Source organism: Desulfitibacter sp. BRH_c19 (assembly GCA_001515945.1).
Lineage (GTDB): Bacteria > Bacillota > DSM-16504 > Desulfitibacterales > Desulfitibacteraceae > Desulfitibacter.
This window is the reverse complement of record LOER01000026.1, coordinates 228,290-246,560: the sequence shown is the minus strand read 5'-3', so window position 1 is coordinate 246,560 and position 18,271 is coordinate 228,290. Positions and strand designations below refer to the sequence as shown.

Annotated in this window: 12 protein-coding genes; 2 read left to right on the top strand and 10 right to left on the bottom strand. The window is 37.9% G+C overall.

Features of this window, described 5'->3' with window-relative positions; genetic code table 11:
- From APF76_17275 to APF76_17255, 5 genes are all read right to left on the bottom strand, one after another.
- A complete protein-coding gene (locus tag APF76_17275; protein KUO51235.1) occupies window positions 1–1,086 on the bottom strand; it encodes a methicillin resistance protein in 1,086 nt (361 codons plus the stop codon).
- A gap of 96 nt (window positions 1,087–1,182) precedes the next feature.
- Window positions 1,183–2,829 carry a CTP synthetase gene (locus APF76_17270; GenBank protein KUO51234.1) on the bottom strand — a complete coding sequence of 549 codons (1,647 nt, stop codon included), beginning with the start codon at window positions 2,827–2,829 and terminating at the stop codon, window positions 1,183–1,185.
- 10 nt (window positions 2,830–2,839) lie between these two features.
- Entirely contained in the window at window positions 2,840–4,543 is a 1,704-nt protein-coding gene (argS, locus tag APF76_17265; protein KUO51233.1) for an arginine--tRNA ligase, read from the bottom strand.
- Between the two features lie 209 nt (window positions 4,544–4,752).
- Window positions 4,753–6,510, bottom strand: coding sequence for a hypothetical protein (locus tag APF76_17260; protein KUO51232.1), 1,758 nt, complete (start codon window positions 6,508–6,510; stop codon window positions 4,753–4,755).
- Window positions 6,491–7,141 carry a hypothetical protein gene (locus tag APF76_17255; protein KUO51231.1) on the bottom strand — a complete coding sequence of 217 codons (651 nt, stop codon included), beginning with the start codon at window positions 7,139–7,141 and terminating at the stop codon, window positions 6,491–6,493. Before APF76_17255 ends, APF76_17260 begins: the two co-directional genes overlap by 20 nt.
- 377 nt (window positions 7,142–7,518) lie before the next feature.
- Here APF76_17255 and APF76_17250 point away from each other — a divergent pair, with 377 nt between their 5' ends.
- Together APF76_17250 and APF76_17245 are read left to right on the top strand one after the other, a co-directional pair.
- Entirely contained in the window at window positions 7,519–8,868 is a 1,350-nt protein-coding gene (locus APF76_17250; protein KUO51230.1) for a hypothetical protein, read from the top strand.
- A 2-nt stretch (window positions 8,869–8,870) separates the two neighbouring features.
- Window positions 8,871–10,196, top strand: a complete 1,326-nt coding sequence (locus APF76_17245) for a hypothetical protein (protein KUO51229.1) — start codon at window positions 8,871–8,873, stop codon at window positions 10,194–10,196.
- 156 nt (window positions 10,197–10,352) lie between these two features.
- On the opposite strand, the gene APF76_17240 is transcribed toward APF76_17245, so the two are convergent.
- The 5 genes from APF76_17240 to APF76_17220 all read right to left on the bottom strand — a co-directional run bounded on the left by APF76_17240 (window position 10,353) and on the right by APF76_17220 (window position 18,261).
- Entirely contained in the window at window positions 10,353–11,669 is a 1,317-nt protein-coding gene (locus APF76_17240; protein ID KUO51228.1) for a hypothetical protein, read from the bottom strand.
- 770 nt (window positions 11,670–12,439) lie between these two features.
- Window positions 12,440–14,149: an adenosine deaminase gene (locus APF76_17235; protein KUO51227.1), complete on the bottom strand. Its 1,710-nt coding sequence runs from the start codon at window positions 14,147–14,149 to the stop codon at window positions 12,440–12,442.
- Window positions 14,150–14,281: 132 nt separating this feature from the next.
- A complete protein-coding gene (locus APF76_17230) occupies window positions 14,282–15,484 on the bottom strand; it encodes a hypothetical protein (protein KUO51226.1) in 1,203 nt (400 codons plus the stop codon).
- Complete coding sequence (locus tag APF76_17225; GenBank protein KUO51225.1) at window positions 15,477–16,757, bottom strand: hypothetical protein; 1,281 nt, start codon at window positions 16,755–16,757, stop codon at window positions 15,477–15,479. Before APF76_17225 ends, APF76_17230 begins: the two co-directional genes overlap by 8 nt.
- Entirely contained in the window at window positions 16,741–18,261 is a 1,521-nt protein-coding gene (locus tag APF76_17220) for a hypothetical protein (GenBank protein KUO51224.1), read from the bottom strand. The genes APF76_17225 and APF76_17220 overlap by 17 nt, the downstream gene beginning before the upstream one ends.
- Window positions 18,262–18,271 lie beyond the last annotated feature (10 nt).

Here is an 18,271-nt window from a genome sequence, read left to right as displayed (position 1 = left end):
TTACTTTCCCCTCAATTTTTTCTTTATTTTACTAAACTGTTTAATACCTTTACTGTATAACGGTTCTCCAAGCAACCAAGCCTTATAATAAAAAGGTGAGTATACTAGGTCAAATTCACCTATAAATTCTGTGTACTCTGCATCAAAACCTTTTTTAAAACGATAAAGTCCATAAATCGGACTATCTTCAGTTAGGTTTCCGGGAACTCCCCTAAAGTCATACAAGGTGCAACCATTGCTTTTTGCCCACTTAATCATTGTCCATTGTAATAGATAATTGGGCATCTTATTTCTATGTTCATTGGCTGACGCGCCATATATGTACCACGCCTTTTCTCCCATTATAAAGGCAAGGGTACCTGCAATAGGTTCCCCTTTATAATATGCCATAAAAAGCTTTGCTAAGTTATTTTTTACCAATTGTTCCCACATGATATCAAAGTACTCATAGGAACGGATAAGGAACTGATCCCTTTTGGCAGTGGCTACTAGTATCTTATAAAATACAGGCAAATCTTCTTTGGTACACTCATCTTTGATAACAACTTCTTTCTTCCGCGCTAAGCGTATATTATAGCGTGTCTTTTGATGAAAATTTGCCATTAATTCGTCTTCAGATGGCTCTATATTTAATCGAAAGACAAATTTGGGCTGCAGCCCCTCAAAGTTTCCACTCTTTTCAGCAGAAACAAAGCCTGTCTTTTTTAATAGGTCTCTAAGATTATCATTACTGGTGGGAACATCAGGATCCATTTTCAAAAAAATAACATTTTCCTTAAGGGCAAGTTTTTTAACCTCATCCATAAGGAACATAAAAAGTGAATGGTCTTTAAGGTCTTGAACAGGACCTCTAGTGGCATAGAAAATACTCTTTTTGATACCAGGCACATCTCTTTTTAGAAGGCTTATTGCAGCCACTATTTTCCCATCTTCTTCAACAACAAGTCTAAAGGGTTTCCATCCTGTGAGGGATTTTACTTGTCCCCATTCATAGGATTGAAGTATATGCCCTTTAGAGCAATTTGCCACAAAATCGTTATATATATGTTTTTCATCTTCTTTAATTAATCTAGCTACCCGGGTCACAGTTTTCCTCCTTGCTTTAAATCAATAGTCAGTAGTCAGTAGTCAGGAGCCAGAATTCAGAATTCAGAATAAAACCTGAAGAGTTAAGAATCCTGTTTATAAGAATGACTCTTCCTTCTTGCTTGCTTCTTGCTTCTTGTTTCTAGCTTCTTGTAGTGCTGCCCCAATGAAATCTCTAAATAGTGGATGAGGTCTATTAGGACGAGATTTAAATTCAGGGTGGAACTGGGTTGCAACAAACCACGGATGATCTTTTACTTCAATTATTTCTACTAACCTATCATCAGGTGATATTCCACTAATGACTAAATCCCTGGACAAGAATTCTTGTTTATAGGTATTGTTAAACTCATATCGATGTCTATGCCTTTCATAGATTAATTCATCTTTATATGCTTCCCAAGTTTTAGTTCCTTCAAGAAGCTTACATGGATAAAGACCTAGACGCATTGTTCCACCTTTGTCATCAATTTCTTTTTGCTCTGGAAGAAGATCAATAACTGGGTGTACAGTTTCGGGAGCAAATTCAGCGCTATTAGCAAGAGGGTAGCCAAGAACATTTCTTCCATACTCAACTACTGAAAGTTGCATTCCTAGACATATGCCAAGGAAAGGTATCTTACACTCTCTGGCATATTTAATTGCAACTATTTTACCTTCAATTGCCCTATCTCCAAAGCCACCGGGCACAAGAATTCCATCCATGTCCTTAAGAATTTCTCGAACATTGTTTTCATCTACATGACCTGCATTTATCCACTCGATATCCACCTTACTCAGATGATGAATTCCTGCATGGCATAGTGACTCTGCAACACTTAAGTAAGCATCCTGTAGCTCAACATATTTTCCTACTAGTGCTATTTTTACCCTATCGCGAGGATTTTTAACCTTATTCACAATTTCTATCCACTCTGTTAATTCAGTTGGTCCACATTCTAGGTGTAGCCTGTCAACCACAATATCATCTAGCCCCTGTTGCTCTAGCAGTAAGGGTACTTCATATATTGACTCAGCATCTACTGCTTGAATTACTGCTTCTGGAGAAACATCAGTAAATAAAGCAATTTTGTCCTCAATCTCTTTGGTCAATGGTCTGTGAGATCGACAAACAATAACATCAGGTTGTATACCAAGACCTCTTAATTCTTTAACACTATGCTGGGTTGGTTTAGTCTTTGCCTCTCCCGCAGCTTCCAAAAATGGAACTAGGGTCACATGTAAATACATAACATTCTCTCTGCCAATATCACTTCTTATTTGGCGAATTGCTTCTAAAAAGGGCAGAGATTCAATATCCCCTACAGTACCGCCTATTTCAGTAATTACTACATCAAAATAGTCTTTTTCCTTGGCTACTCTGAATATCCTATCCTTTATTTCATTGGTTATGTGAGGAATAACCTGTACTGTACCACCTAAATATTCTCCTTTGCGCTCCTTATTGATAACAGACCAGTAAATTATTCCTGTAGTTACACTACTGCTTTTGCTGAGGCTTATATCAACAAACCTTTCATAGTGTCCTAGATCCAAATCAGTCTCTCCCCCATCATCAGTAACAAACACTTCTCCATGTTGATAGGGACTCATTGTACCAGGATCAATATTGATATACGGATCAAACTTTTGCAAAGCAACTTTCAAACCCCTACTTTTTAACAAACGTCCTAAAGATGCTGCTGTTATACCCTTACCTAATGATGAAGTAACTCCACCAGTTACAAATATATACTTTGTCATAATTAACCTCCTACATTCTTTCTGGTGCTTTAATGCCGATGATCTTTAACACATTTCTCAAGGTTATTCTTACAGAATTTACAAGAGCAAGCCTCGCTTGCACCAAATCCTCATCAGTATTTAAGACTCTGCACTGGGTATAAAAGCTATGAAAACTGCTGGCCAGTTCATGAGCATACTTTGTGAGTCTATGGGGTTCTAATGCTTTAGCTGCACCCACTACAAGTTCGGGATACTCCATAATTTTACGAATAAGAGCAAGCTCCACTTCTTCAGTCAACAAGCTATAATTTATTTTATCTGCAGGTATCAAATTAATTTTTCCTTCTTGGGCTTGTCTTATGATACTGCAGATACGGGCATGGGCATATTGAACATAATACACTGGATTCTCTTGGGATTGAGACTTGGCCAAATCAAGGTCAAAATCTAAATGACTATCGGCACTTCTCATAACAAAAAAGTATCTAGCGGCGTCCGCTCCCACTTCTTCAATAAGCTCTTGAAGTGTGACATATTGACCAGATCTTTTTGACATTCTAACTATTTCTCCACCTCTGAAAAGTCTTACAAGCTGCATTAGTATCACATGAAGCTGTTCTTGCTTGTAGCCTATGGCCTCCATTGCACCCTTCATTCTATTTACATGACCATGATGGTCAGCACCCCAGACGTTAATTGCCCAATCAAAACCTCTTTCAAACTTGTTTTTATGATAGGCAATGTCTGCTGCAAAGTAAGTTGGAATACCATTTGAGCGAACTAAAACTTCGTCCTTTTCATCGCCAAAACGGGTACTCTCAAACCAAAGTGCTCCTTCCTTTTCATAGACATATCCATTGTCCTTTAGTATTGAGATTGTTTTTTCTAGTTCTCCAGAGTCATGAAGTATTTGCTCACTAAACCAAACATCGTAATTTACTCCAAAATTCTCCAGACCTTTTCTTATCAGAGTTAACTTCTCTTCCAACGCATATTCTATTAATCGTTCTCTGCGCAAATCTGCTGCTGTATCAACATACTTCTTACTATACTTTTCGATAAACTTATCTACTGTAACTTTAAGGTCTTCTCCATGATAGCCTTCCTCAGGGAATGGAGCATTAATACCATGTTTCTCTAAATAAATTGATTCTAATGACTTCCCCAGGTTCTCAATTTGATTTCCTGTATCATTTATGTAGTATTCCTTACTAACCTGGTAACCAGCAGTTTTTAAAAGGTTTGCCGAGGAGTCACCAAGAGCTGCACCTCTCGCATTTCCCATATGTAGTAATCCAGTAGGATTTGCACTAACAAACTCAACTTGAACTTTCCTTCCGCTACCATAGTGGCTTGTACCATATTCTGTATCCATTTCTGCTACTATAGGAAGAATTTGATGCAGCCAAGCAGTACTCAAGTAAAAATTTATAAAACCTGCTCCTGCTATTTCTACCTTTTCAACACCAGTATCCTCTAAATCCAAGGTTTCCACAATAATTTCAGCTATTTGCCTTGGTGCCTTTCTAGCTTCCTTTGCCATTAGCATTGCTATGTTAGTTGCAAAGTCTCCATGATTCTTTTCTCTCGGAACTTCGACAACAAATGCAGGAATAGATTCATAGTTTATTTTACCTTCACTTTTTGCCCTTTCTAAAGAGTCCTCCAAAGATGCGCAGATTTTATTTACAAACTGTTCAACAAGGTTCAAAATGAAACACCTTCCTTCCATTGAATCAACAAAACTAATTCTAAAATGTGATGATACTCTTTAAATGAATTCAACTTATTCTACCATATTTTATCTCTATTTTACCCTGTCAGGCGAAATTTACATAGAGTTAAGTCGAAATATAGTATTTTTTTATTTAAACACAAAACAAGACAGAGGGTTGGTTCCTCTGTCTTGTTTTATTTTATCTACTTTATTCTATAAATGGATCAATACGCGCTCATGGATTTAGGTAATGTAGCTATCCATATAGATTTTTGATTACTTCCTGATATAGGTTGTTCAAGAAGAACTTGATTAGAGTTTCTAGACCATTCAATGTTGGCATTACTCATTTGACCACCCATGGGTGTAATCTGTATCATATTAGCATTTGCCTGGGCAGATTTCCAAACTAAGATATGGAACACTCCTATAGAGTCACTAAATGCCATCTTTTGGCCATCAGGTGACCATTTTATAGTCTTTCCACCGCCTTTTGTTGTTAAACGACGATCCCAGCTATCTCCATCAGTACTAGCCACCCATACCCCTTGCTGGTCGCCTGCAACATTTACAGCGAGTAGTTTCCCATCGGGAGACCATGTTGCCGACATATTAGTTGCTTTAATAGTAGGTGTAACACTTTTGGAACTCTCTCCATCAGCAGATACTACAATTATCTCTCCAACCCTTACATTCTTGTCATCCCAAGCTCTATAATAAGCAATTTGTTTGCCATCTGGGGACCAGGTTATGGAGTCTTTTCTATCCCCTGAGGTAGTAATTCTGCGAGAATTGCCTTCCATATCAACTACCATTATTTCAGTTCCGCCAAATCTATCTGTAAGAAAAGCAATTTCATTTTGATTTGACCATACTGGATTATAAGCCCATTTTGCTCCTTCACCCTTTGATCCTGTTTCTTCAGGAGTAAGGTTTTTCTTATCTTTTCTGCCTTCAACCCAAATGGTACTCTTCCCATTAACTGTCTGTGTATATACAATGTAATCTTTATTGGGAGACCATTCGCCTACAGCACTATATTTACCAATGGAGTTTTTGTTTTCCCCGCTTATCTGACTCTCATAAACCCGGAAATCTCCATCATCTTCCATCATATATATTGGTAAAGATCCATCGGAATTCCATGTTGCACCATTTACTTTTTCTGCCAGGGGAGTAAGTGTTACCGTACCCGTAGCATTAGCAATAACAATAGGCTCTCTTATTTCAGTAGTCTCTTCCTTTTCATCAGGAAGATTAGATGCCATGACATGTGAGGGTTCATCCGTGTTGGGTGTCTTTGGATCTTCATTGTCTTTACCTTCGTTATTATTGTTGCCTTGAGTAGATTCACTATCCGGTGTGCTATTATCTGCCACCATGTTATTGCCTGGATCTACAGAAGGATTTTCATCTGTTTCATTATTTTGCTTAGCACCTGTGTCATCAACAACTGAATTTTGTCCTTCTGGCTCCTCAGAATCTTGTGCCTTATCAATATGCTCTGCTATTAATACGTCTGCTTCTTTAGGTGTAATAGCAACGAAAAATCCATCCTCTGCCTTTGGATCTATGGCTATATTAGCCACTTGATTTAGACTAGCGATTGCAAGGATTGTAAAGGCTATTCCTGCTACAAGTCCAATCCAACGGCTTTTAAATTTAAAGACCTTTTTAGTTTCTTTAACACTTTCTTCAGCAGCACTTTCTTCTTTATAGAAATCAAATTCAGAAGCCTGACCATTTTTGTCTATGCCTGTACTTGGAGGTAGGTTTGCCATAACTCTATCAGCAAATCCGCGGGGAGGTTCTACGTGCTTTATGGTATTTTCTAATAGATGATGAATGCTTCTTGCACGATTCATGTCAAGCTGACAGGAATCACACGCAGCCATATGACTGTATAAATTGCGTTCTTCATATGTAGATAATTCTCCATCCAAATATGTGTGGATCATCTGTCTATTTTCTTGACACTTCATAATACTCCCCTCCTTCCATCACTTTATTTAATCTTTTTTGTAAAAGAATTTTTCCTCTATATAATCGAGTTTCTATGGTTGTTACTGGTAAATCCAATATTTCGGCAATTGCTTTATAAGAAAGTTCCTCTAAATACTTTAAGACTAGTGGTACTTTGTATTTTTCAGGTAGTTCAACTATTGCTTGTTGGACTAACCTTTGGGTTTCTCTTGTTATAGAATACTCCTCTGGATGGGTTTCTTTATTTGGTATCAAAGGTGAAAAGTCAATTACCTTTTCCAGAGATATTTCCTGGTTCCTATTTTTTTGACTCCTTAGATGACTGTAAATTATATTATTTGCTACCTTATACATCCAAGGGAAAAAGGGCCTACCAGGGTCATATTTTTCAAGGACAAGATAAATCTTGCTAAATGCTTCCTGGGCTAAGTCCTGAGCATCCTCAACGTTATTGGTTAACCTGTATGCAAGGCTATATATTTGTTTTTCATAACGCCTTATAAGTTCACAAAAGGCGTTTTTGTCTCCTTGAATTGTCAAGTTGACAAGAATTTCATCGGCTACCCGCTCCACATATTCACTTCCCTTTGACCCATCACTAGGTTCTTTATGATTATTTTTTTCTGTCACTATATACTACTACTCCTTTTGGGTAAATCTTGCATCTTTTTTGAAATTTTGTAACATTCTTTTGCAAAACCTTGCCTACACACCTTGATGATACCAAATTTTCAGGTAAATTAATACGGAATTTTCTATCTAAAAAGATGAAGTTTTTGGGAAAACTATATTAAAGGAATTGATTATGTTATTAAAAACGGATACTATTAAGGATAATAAAACAAATGGACTTTACTGACAGAAAGCCTATTTCCCAGTCAAAACAACCAAAACCCTACATCCTGATTTGCCAGTTTTTTCTGCATTCTGAATTCTGTCTTCTGTCCCATGAGCTAAATAGAAGTACAATAACAAATCAATCGGTTATAATTTGGAGGAGAACCTAAATGATGTTAAACAGAGAAGAAGTTCAAGGTCTGGATCAACTAGAAAAATATTTTAGTCAATCAACCACCCCAAGAGATAAATGGAGAACAGGCCTAGAATGTGAGATTTTTGCTGTAAATGCTGACACCTTACATTCAGTCCCTTACACAGGCAAACAAGGGATTGAGGGAATACTAGGTGATCTCATTGATAAATATAATTGGAAACCTGTATACGAGAATGAAAAATTGCTTGGCCTGAAGAATGGCACTTCAAATATTACCTTAGAACCTGGCGGCCAAATAGAATTGAGTGGCATGCCACAGAGTAGAACACAAAGCTGCATAGATGAGTATAACAGATTTTATCAAAACCTTATTTATGTTTGTAGTCCAAAAAATATTCGTTTACTGCCCATGGGCTATCAACCTGTTAGTTCTCTTGATAATATTGAATGGCTTCCAAAGACTCGTTATAATATAATGTCCAAATATTTTTTAGATAAGGGAACGCTGGCTCATCATATGATGAAGCTTTCTACTAGTGTTCAAATAAATATTGACTATGCAGATGAAAATGATTTTAGTGAAAAATTTAGATTGAGCAGCTACTTGGCACCAATTCTCCAATCTATCTATGCAAATTCTCCATTTAAACAGGGTACATATAGTAATTATCTAGATTTTCGGGGACACATCTGGGAACATACTGATAATGATAGATGCGGAATAGTCAAGGAAAGCTTTAAAGAGGACTTTTCGTTCATGGACTATGTGAATGTATTATTGGATATGCCCATCATACTCCTACAGAAGGATAGTAAATCTATCCCCATGAATGGAATAACCATGAGAGATTATATGGAAAAAGAAAAAGTTTATATGGATGACTTTGCAACACATCTATCTTTTGCATTCTTTGAAACAAGGCTTAAACAAAAATATATTGAGATGCGTGTTATAGATGCACAACTACCAAACCTTGTTCCAAGTGTTCCATCTTTAATAAGAGGTCTATTTTACCATAATGATACTCGCCGAAGCTTGCTAGATTATTTTTCTAGATGGTCTGGTGATACTATCCTTGACTTGCATTATCGTTGTCATAAAACCGGACTTGCCACAAGCTTTGAAAAAGGCAGATTACTGGATTTATGCCAGGAGGTATTTTTAGCTGGTAAAAATGGCTTAAAAGGGTTGGTTAAAGAGGGAATTCTTGCTGAAGAAGTTGATCTTAGGAACATTGAGCCCGTCGAAGAAATGCTTATAGAGCGGGGAACATGTCCTGCTGAAATCCTGCTAGCTGCATGGGAAAACAATGGGCGAAATTTGTTTAGGCTAAAGGATATGATTACAATTCAGGGGGATTAAAAGTGCCTATTATCTATCGAGAAGATATTAGAAAAAAGATACTAAATGATTTATCTACTTTAAATCTTAAAAGTAGTCATAGCGTATATTTTAATAAACTAGACGAGAGTTCCGCCAAGATTCAAGGTAATACAATTAGAAGTATATTCCACCCTTATGTATTAACTAATGAAGAATATGTTTGGATAAAGAATAAGTCTGAAAGGCTCTGGAATATCCTTGAAAAAACTGCTCGGCTGCTTGTTACTGATAAGAAGGTTGCCGAATTTTTTGATTTTCCTAAGGAGCTTTTAGGATTATTAAGAATTACTCCAGGCTATGATACAAACATACCTATAACCCGCTTTGATGCTTTTTATAATCCAAAGGGTAGTATTTATTTTTGTGAGTTTAACACAGATGGCACTAGTGGAATGAATGAAACAAATACTATGGAAGAATGTTTTTTAAGTACTAAGGTAGGCAGAGAATTGCGGGAAACATATTCATTAGAGCAATTTGAATTAAGAAGAAGCTTATTGGCTACTCTGGTTGAGTCCTACGAATCCTTTAATGGAACTAAGATGCCTACTAAGAAACCTAATATCGCAATAGTCGATTTTATGGATAAAGCAACTATCGCAGAATTTGAAGCTTTACGGGATGTTTTCATAGCAGAAGGATATAATACTATAATTGCTGATCCCAGAGATTTAACCTATCATGAGGATGCTTTATGGATGGAAGATTTTAAGATTGACTTGATATATAGAAGGGCAGTAACTACTGAATTACTGGAAAGATTTGATGCAGTTCAAGCTTTTATTGAGGCATACAAAAATAAAGCCTTTTGTATGGTAGGTTCCTTTCGATCTGAAGCAGCTCATAGTAAGCTTGTCTTTACCTTTCTTACCTCATCTACTGCAGAAGAGTATTTCTCAAAAGAAGAGATTACATTTATCAGAAATCATTTGCCTTTTACCATCAGGTTAACTTCAAGTAATAAACTGCTCCTTAACCAAGTACTAAAGGAGAAAGATAATCATATAATAAAACCCCATAATTCCTATGGTAGCCAGGGTTTGTATATGGGAAAAGATTATTCTACCAGCCAGTGGCAACAGTTAATTAGTGATAATCTGGATAAGAACTATATTGCTCAGGAATTAATAGCCATTCCAACAGAAGATTTTCTTGCCTCTCCTAGCAAGGTAGAAAGTCTAAAGGTTAATTTAAGCCCCTTTTTATATGGTGGTAAACTTAAGGGCTTTTACACTAGAATATCCAATTTGGAAGTTATAACAACCTCAAGAGGGGGCGCCTTGATACCTACTTTTTTAGCGAGATAACAATACAGGCCTTTACTCTAGGGTAATATTGCAGCAATAGCAGTTTCAATTGCTATTGCCGCAATTAAAATGTCAATTTGTCAAGCCTGACCCTAAAGAACTATAAAAACCCTTCAGCTTTGAAAGGCTGAAGGGATTTTTTGCTTTTCAAATTTTTTAGAATGGTAGTGCAAAGAAGTTGCCACTAAAGAATACGTAAGCTGCAATTAATGTTAGAACAAGGTTAAATGTTTGACCAACAATGTATAGGTTTAATGGCTTACCACCCTTAACAAGTTTAGCCATATCACCAAAGTTAGATTCAAGTCCAATACTCACAAAGGCTAATGTAAAGAAAAACTTTCTATATCCATTAACCACACCAAGAGTATCACTTACAAGTGCGTCTGGTAAGAAGAAGGAGAAAATTATTGAAGCACCAATGAAACCAAGTATGAACTTAGGCATACGGAACCAGATTTCAGATGCCCCAACATTAGCATCAGATACTGATTTTCCTTCATATCTAACTACCCAGAATACTGCTATAACGAAAGCAGAAAGTCCAATCAATATGTTCTGAATCATTTTAATAACAGAGGCAATTTCCATTGCTTCGTCACCTAGCATAGTTCCAGCTGCAACAACCGCACCAGTTGCATCAATTGTACCACCCATCCAAGCTGCTCCTATATATGGATCCATACCAATTGCCACTACTAAAGCGGGCATAGCAACCATCATAATAACTGTGAATATTAAGGAAATACCAATTGCTAATGATATTTCTTCTTTTTTAGCTTTTGCTGCAGTACCAGCAGCAATTGCAGCGGATACACCACAAACGGAAGTTGCGGCTGCAATAGTAATCGCTAAACCTCTATTCTCCTGCATTTTAAGATAGCTTTGAGAATACCAATACATGAAAATAATTACAACAGGAGTTACCAGCCAAGCAACACCTATGCCGAGGACACCTAATGTCAACATACGATCAAACAGAATAGAAGCTCCTAATAAAACTAAACCAGTTTTAATATACAATTCTGTTTTAACCCCAGGCTTCAATAGATCGGGGGTTTTAATGGTATTACTAATTAATAAACCTAAAACTAATGCCCAAACAACACTATTCAATCCATAATGGCTCAATGGGGCAAATTTTCCCAAGATTTCTGCAAGAATAGCAATTATAAAAATCATAGGAAATGCTACTGCAAATTTTCCAACCAATGGTTTGTTGGTAAAGAACATAGAAAATGCAAAAAGTATTAAACATAAGATGCCAGTTACAATAATTCCTGTTAGAGAACTGCCTGGAATAGAAGCAAAAAATCCAAGTCCATCTACTCCCCATTTTGCTGGCATGACAACTTTTGGCCATGCACCTGCAGCTCCTAAAACTATAACAATAGCGCCTAACCATACCGTAAACCAATCTTCTTTTGAAAACACTCCTTCAAAAATAGGTCTTTTTTGAGTGCTCTGACTCATAGGTCTCAACCTCCTTAATTTTTTTCATAATAATTGCAATCTTAAGTTATTTTCTGTTCACCTCCCATGCGCTCATTTGTTACAAATAACACAAAGTACTATAAACAGGATTCTTATACTCAGGTGGAGTTTCGGATTAGTTCAACTACAGTTCAGAAAAAAACACCTGAACTAAGTTTCACTGATGACTCCATCTGAGTTTTAGAAACCGCTATCCAGGGACGTAGCGCCACTTATCTCCTACTTGCACCGTTAGTTTTAGCGTTGTGATTTTTGCGGATGCGTAGAAATACCAGTACAAGGCTAGAAGATAGGAGTGTTGGAGTGAAACTTGTCAACTTGCACTATCGTTGAACAATAATTTTCATAGGTAGATAGTATTAACTCAACTAAAGTTTCCGCCCTAAACAATAGCTTTGGTGTAAACTAAGTTTTGTTTTATTGGCATAGCTGAACCCATGCAAGGCTAGTGGCGATAGTCATCGGATAAATAAATCTTATCGCTTCCATTATATCCCTTGCTTTATAATTTGAATAATTCTAGTTTGAGCAATTTAAGGTAAATTTCGGCTTGTTCTACTGTAAAATATGCCTTTTTGGACTACTTAAGCATATTTATGTGTTCTTTCTTTGATTCTTAAAGCATGTTCCATTTTACTCAGATATCCTCTTGAATACTAGCAATTTTTAGCACACATTATGTCGATTTACTAGGTTTTTTAGGGATTTAAGTCAAATAGTATACAAAAAATAACCCCTATTTTTAGGGGTTATTCGCTAAGTGAAACTATTTTAAATTGATCTACATCCACTAGACCTTTATCTGTCAGCCTCAGGTGTGGAATAACCGGTAATGATAAAAAGGCCAGTGTCATAAAAGGGTTTAAATCGTACGGAACACCTATTTGGTGGGCTGCCACCTCTAAACTTTCCAGCTGGTTAACTACTGTCTTCAGGTCACTTTGGGACATTAGGCCGCCAATGGGTAAGGCTAATGATCCTAGAACTTGCCCCTCCCTAACTACTGCCAGCCCACCTTTTGTTTTAATAAACCTTTCTATGGCAATTAAAATATCATCATCGTTGTCCCCTACAGCTACAATATTATGACTATCATGGGCTACTGTAGAAGCGATTGCTCCCTTTATAATATTAAACCCCTGAACCAACCCAACACCAACATTGCCGGTTCCTTTGTGCCTTTCAACTACTACCAGCTTCACTATATCTTCTGTTTGCTGGTAAATTTTTTCTACAGGAATTGTAAGACACTCGGTCAAAAGTTGGCTTGGAATAATCCCTATTACTTTTATCATGTCTCCTGAAAGGTCCAGATTAAGATCGCTTTTTGAAATCTGTCTTACATTTAGATCAGCTGCTAATCTTGCCTCTGGATTTTGTTCCACAACTGGATATGCTGTTTTTTCCTTTTCAGCAATTAACAATCCCTTTTTATATACTTTGTCTATTATCATTGAGGATAGGTCTGAAATGATTACAAGGTCGGCTTGACAACCAGGGGCTACAGCTCCTAAGTGTTTTAATCCAAAGTACCTTGCTGGGTTTATGGTAACCATCTGTATAGCCTCAATAGGACTTAGACCTTCATTTATGCACAGTTTTATTAAATAATCCAAATGACCTTCAGAAACTAAGTCAGTAGGATGCCTGTCATCTGTCACAAGCATGCAATGTGGTATTGTATGTTGATTTACTACTGGCAATAAATCCTTTAAATTCTTTGCCGCAGAGCCCTCCCTAATCATAAGCCTCATCCCCATTCTCAGGGTATCTAGAGCTTCTTCAACTGTGGTACACTCATGATTGGAGCCAATGCCTCCCAATACATAGGCACTCAGTTGTTTACCGCTTATAGATTGAATGTGCCCATCAATAATCATTTTGTGGTTGTTAAATAAATCCAGCTTATCCCATACTGATGGGTCTCCATAAATAACACCTGGATAATTCATCATTTCACCTAGGCCAAGAACCATTGGGTGTCCAATAAATTGTTCAAGGTCTCTGTGGGTTAGTGTTGCACCAGAAGTTTCTAAATCTGTTGCAGGGACACATGATGGGAGCATTAAATAGATATCTAGGGGTATCTGTTCATCTGCTTTAAGGAAATACTCAATTGCAGCTGTTCCATGAACATTAGCTAGTTCATGGGGGTCAGCAATTATAGTAGTAGTCCCCCTAGGCAATATTGCCGCAGCAAACTGCCCAGGAGTAACCATAGAGCTTTCAATATGCACATGACCATCTATAAAGCCAGGAGCGACAAATCTGCCCCCAATATCAATCTGCTCTGTTCCAGAATATTCACCAATACCCACTATATAACCGTCAACTATGGCAATATCACCATTATAGTGACTCCCAGTAAATACATCTATGATATTACAGTTCTTTAGTACTAGGTCTGCTAGGTAATCACCTCTTGCCATACCTAGTGCCCTATCTTTAAGCTCAGCCATAAAATATCTCTCCTATCAGATACATAGTTAGCAACCGTCATCAGATTTCCTTACCTTCTCGTTTACCAAAGAAATAATGCAACCATTACATACAATAGTAGGGTTTGGTATCTGAAAATCTATTATTCCTTACTAGGCTAAATATTCTCTTAGAACTAGGCCCGTATGCTTAACAGAAATCTTGGTTGCCTGTTCTATTTGCAATTTACATGTGCCACAATCTGTAATGACTAAGTTGGCCCCCGAAGCTTTGACAGCATTAAAAAGAGGACTTCCAATCGCCTTGGATAGTTGATACTTTTCCTTTTTAAACCCATAGGTCCCTGAAATACCACAGCAGTAGCTATCCTCTAAGATTAGTTTATTTACTGCATACTTTTTTAGAATGCTTGCCGCAGGATACCCCATCCCCTGTGCTCTTAGATGACAGGGAACATGATAAAAGGCTTTATCTATTTTACTCCTATCCTCCTTGAAATAGAGGTTTTTTTCCTCTTCAAGAAGCTCAAAAAGATCCCACACATTTTGGGCTAGTAGCTCTGCCTTTTCTCCAGGGACAAGATCCCTGTACTCATCCTTTATTGCAAGGCCGCAGCTCGGGCATGTGGTTACTATTTTATAGCCCTTTTCAATATATTTGAGAAAAACATCTATATTCTTTTTAGCTAGGCTCCTTGTTTCATCTAGAAGTCCGTTACTAAAAATGGGGGTTCCACAGCAGGATACTGGGGCTATTTCAACATAGTAGCCGTGTCTTTCAAGGATATCTATAGTTGCTTGAATAATCTCTGGTTCATTAAAACTAGCATAACATCCAGGATAGTATAAAATCTTTTTATTTACTTGCCCTATATCATTATTAATATTTATTTTCTTAAATCTAAGCTTTTGCTTGTGGTATTTCGGAAAATCTCGGGGAGCTATACCCATCATATTCATGGCAAATTTAGTAACTGGCAGCGTTAAAGTAAAGTTGCTTAAGGCCGGCACTTTACTGGCTACTTTTCCCCACCAAACATTGTGTGCTAAAATCCAATCTCTAAGTCTTTCTGATGGGTTGGCCTTCACTTTTGCTTTATTTTTCAGGTTATAAAAAGATGGTTTAACACCGTGTGGGCAGGCAACATCACATCTCTTACAGTTAGTACAATAGGCCAGACTAGCATCAATAGTTAAAGGTTCCTTTTCTCCCCTAGCTAAACGTAGTCTTTCAAGCTCAGGTCCTAAATATTTGGGGCCAGGATATTTCATATAATTTGCAACTACTGGGCACTGGGTATGGCAGGTACTACATTTCAAACAGTAGTCAAGGTTTCCTTCACGGACATTACTCATTGTATCCATCCTCCCTACCTGCCACAGCCATTAGTCCAGCCTTATATCCACTAGCTAAGGCAACTCCATTACCGCTTTTTTCTATAAAAGGATCATAGCCCGCCAGGGTAGCTCCTGCTACAAAAATATTTTCATATAGCACTTGTTGTGTACCTGGCTTGACAGGCTGGAGCTTTGTATTTGTCAGAACACCAGCATGGGAAATGGCTACCTGCTCCATATCGAAAAAATCTTCATGGGTAGTTTGGGGTACAAGGGCGACTGGCAGCCCAAATACTGTTTCTTTTATTTCATGAGGATATACAAAGAGACCTTCACTTAAGATGCCACCTGTTGCTAGGATAAAGTTATCTCCATTAATAATCTTTACTCTACCGCTTCCTGTTGTAATGCCTATTTCCTGGCACGCATTCTGGCTATAATTAACATGGGTCACAGGGTGCCCAATTATGAAATCTACTCCATTAAACTCTAAATAGTCTTTAAGGTTTTCTGCTAAACGATAACCCATAACTGATGGTGGTAATGTGGGAAACTCCAACACACTACATTCTAGCCCCTGCTCAATATCACTTATGACCTCTTGCCAAGCATTCACACCAAGGACTGCTGGAACAACCACTAAAGAATCCTTAGATACAATACTTTTTAATTGGTTGATAAAACTATTTTTTATTTCACTTTTTTCCATAGCTATAGCAATATCATAGCTGTTTAATTCTCTATTTATTTTAAGTCCTAAGGTAACCCAGACAGGTTTTATTGAACATTTAAGCTGCCGTTTCAGGTTGTGAGCAGCATAGACTGGATAAAAATCAGCCAGTTCCTTAATACCTACTACAATCACTTCTTTTGCTTCAGTAATCTTTCTATTTGCTGTTTTTGGGTAAAGGCTTGTAGGAACTAATGCACCGGCAGCTGAAGGCATTAATATATTTTCATCCATACTACCTGTATATGGAAGCCCCATTTCATTTGTGGCCTGTAAAAAGGCGGAGAATGCATCATTAATAGCATCCTCTCCAACAAGGCTATATGGGTGATTAGGTTGTTTGTCAATCAGTTCTTTTACGCTAATCTTAGGATTTGGTACTGGTTGCTTTGAATTTGCAGGGTAGTAGCCTAGAAAGTCTATATATCCTGAAGCAGAGTAGAAGTTTCCCAGGCCCTTAGCAACAATAAGTGCTTTTTTATTGTATTTTATGGCAGCAAGGGCCGAGCTAAAGCCTGCCAAACCCGCACCAATTATTACAACATCATAGGTCATTTTCATCACTTTCCAATCTCTCCAGGTTTAATAAACCTAGATAAATTCCCCTAGTTAACTCTACTTCCTGAGCTTGCCCGCCCCAAAGGACAGGTCTGCTTCCCTTCCAACGCTCCTGGATGTGGTTCATTAGGAGCTTATTGGTCTCTGTAACCTCTAGGCCCCTTGTCTCATGATAGTAACCTGTTGCTCTAAAGGTACAAAAAGTGCCTTGACAAGGACCCATCCCTAAACGAGTTGATCTACGAACGTCACTTAAAGTAAACTTGTCTTTATCTACGACTGCCTTGTTAAGCATCTCTTTAGTAACCATTTCACATTGACATAAACGGTTCTCATGGCTGGATTCCTGCCTGATAATAGGTGCAAATATCTGTTCTTTGTGGGTTATACAAGGCTTATCCACACCTAATTTGTTGGCTACAAAATCGACGCCAGATTTAGCCATTAGCCGGTAGGTGGTAAGCTTTCCACCTACCAATGAGATTAAGCCCTCAAGACCTGTTAGTTCCTGATGATTAATTAGGGTGAAATCTCTTGTAGCCCCCCTACCGGCTGCTTCCCCATTAGGTTGATATAGGGGCCTAACACCTGCAAATGCACGTATCAAACGCATATCTCTAAGCTCAGGAATGAGCCGAGAACCCTCTTCCAATAAGGCTAGAACCTCTTCCTTTGTTGCTTCAGTATCATCAGGCGAACTGGTACTCTTAGATGTAGTTCCAAAAACAGTTACACTCCCATGAGGTACAAATATATCTCCATCTCCAGGGGGACGTAAACGGTTAAGGACCCTACTAGTAATTCGGTGATTGAATATAACTAGGACACCCTTATCTGGAGAAATGTTTAAATTCTCTCCAGCAAGCTCAGCAACTTTTCCTGCCCAAGCACCTGCCGCATTTATAACAAAGTCACATTCAACAAAGTCTTCTTTGCCAGAATATTTATCCTTTATAAATACACCTTTTATTTTGTTATTTTCTGTTTTAAAGGCAGTCACTTTGGAATAGGTTTTTGCTTTAGCCCCAGCCTTTTTTGCAGAATTGACATTTGCAGCAGCTAAGGTAAAGCCATCTACTGCCGCATCAGGAACAAGGAATGCTTTTTTTACTTCTGTTGTCAGGGCTGGTTCCTCATTTTTCAAGTCTGCTGGTGATATTTCCTCAGTACGTATACCTGCCTGGGAACAACCCTCAAGCCATTTAGTAATATATCCAGGGTCATCTTCTTTGGTAGCTATAAACATCCCGCCAGTATCTTCAATACAGGTTGGAGCAATTTCTTTTAGTATTCTGTTCTCATCTATACATTCTTTGCCAGAATTTAAATCCTTGACCACATAGCGTGCTCCGCTATGCAAAAGTCCATGGAAGCGGCCACTAGTTCCCGTGGCAAGGTCGTTTTGCTCTACCAAAAGGCAGTCTATTCCCCTTAAAGCAAGGTCCCTCAAAACACCAGTTCCTGTAGCCCCTCCTCCGATTACAACAACTTGCACCTTTTCTCCCATTAGCACTCAC

What these genes read in the sequence shown, in the direction of transcription:
- APF76_17270 (KUO51234.1), bottom strand. Translation starts at nt 2,829, where the DNA reads ATGACAAAGTATATATTTGTAACTGGTGGAGTTACTTCATCATTAGGT.
- argS (KUO51233.1), bottom strand. Translation starts at nt 4,543, where the DNA reads ATGGAAGGAAGGTGTTTCATTTTGAACCTTGTTGAACAGTTTGTAAAT.
- APF76_17260 (KUO51232.1), bottom strand. Translation starts at nt 6,510, where the DNA reads ATGAAGTGTCAAGAAAATAGACAGATGATCCACACATATTTGGATGGA.
- APF76_17250 (KUO51230.1), top strand. Translation starts at nt 7,519, where the DNA reads ATGATGTTAAACAGAGAAGAAGTTCAAGGTCTGGATCAACTAGAAAAA.
- APF76_17240 (KUO51228.1), bottom strand. Translation starts at nt 11,669, where the DNA reads ATGAGTCAGAGCACTCAAAAAAGACCTATTTTTGAAGGAGTGTTTTCA.
- APF76_17235 (KUO51227.1), bottom strand. Translation starts at nt 14,149, where the DNA reads ATGGCTGAGCTTAAAGATAGGGCACTAGGTATGGCAAGAGGTGATTAC.
- APF76_17230 (KUO51226.1), bottom strand. Translation starts at nt 15,484, where the DNA reads ATGAGTAATGTCCGTGAAGGAAACCTTGACTACTGTTTGAAATGTAGT.
- APF76_17225 (KUO51225.1), bottom strand. Translation starts at nt 16,757, where the DNA reads ATGAAAATGACCTATGATGTTGTAATAATTGGTGCGGGTTTGGCAGGC.
- APF76_17220 (KUO51224.1), bottom strand. Translation starts at nt 18,261, where the DNA reads ATGGGAGAAAAGGTGCAAGTTGTTGTAATCGGAGGAGGGGCTACAGGA.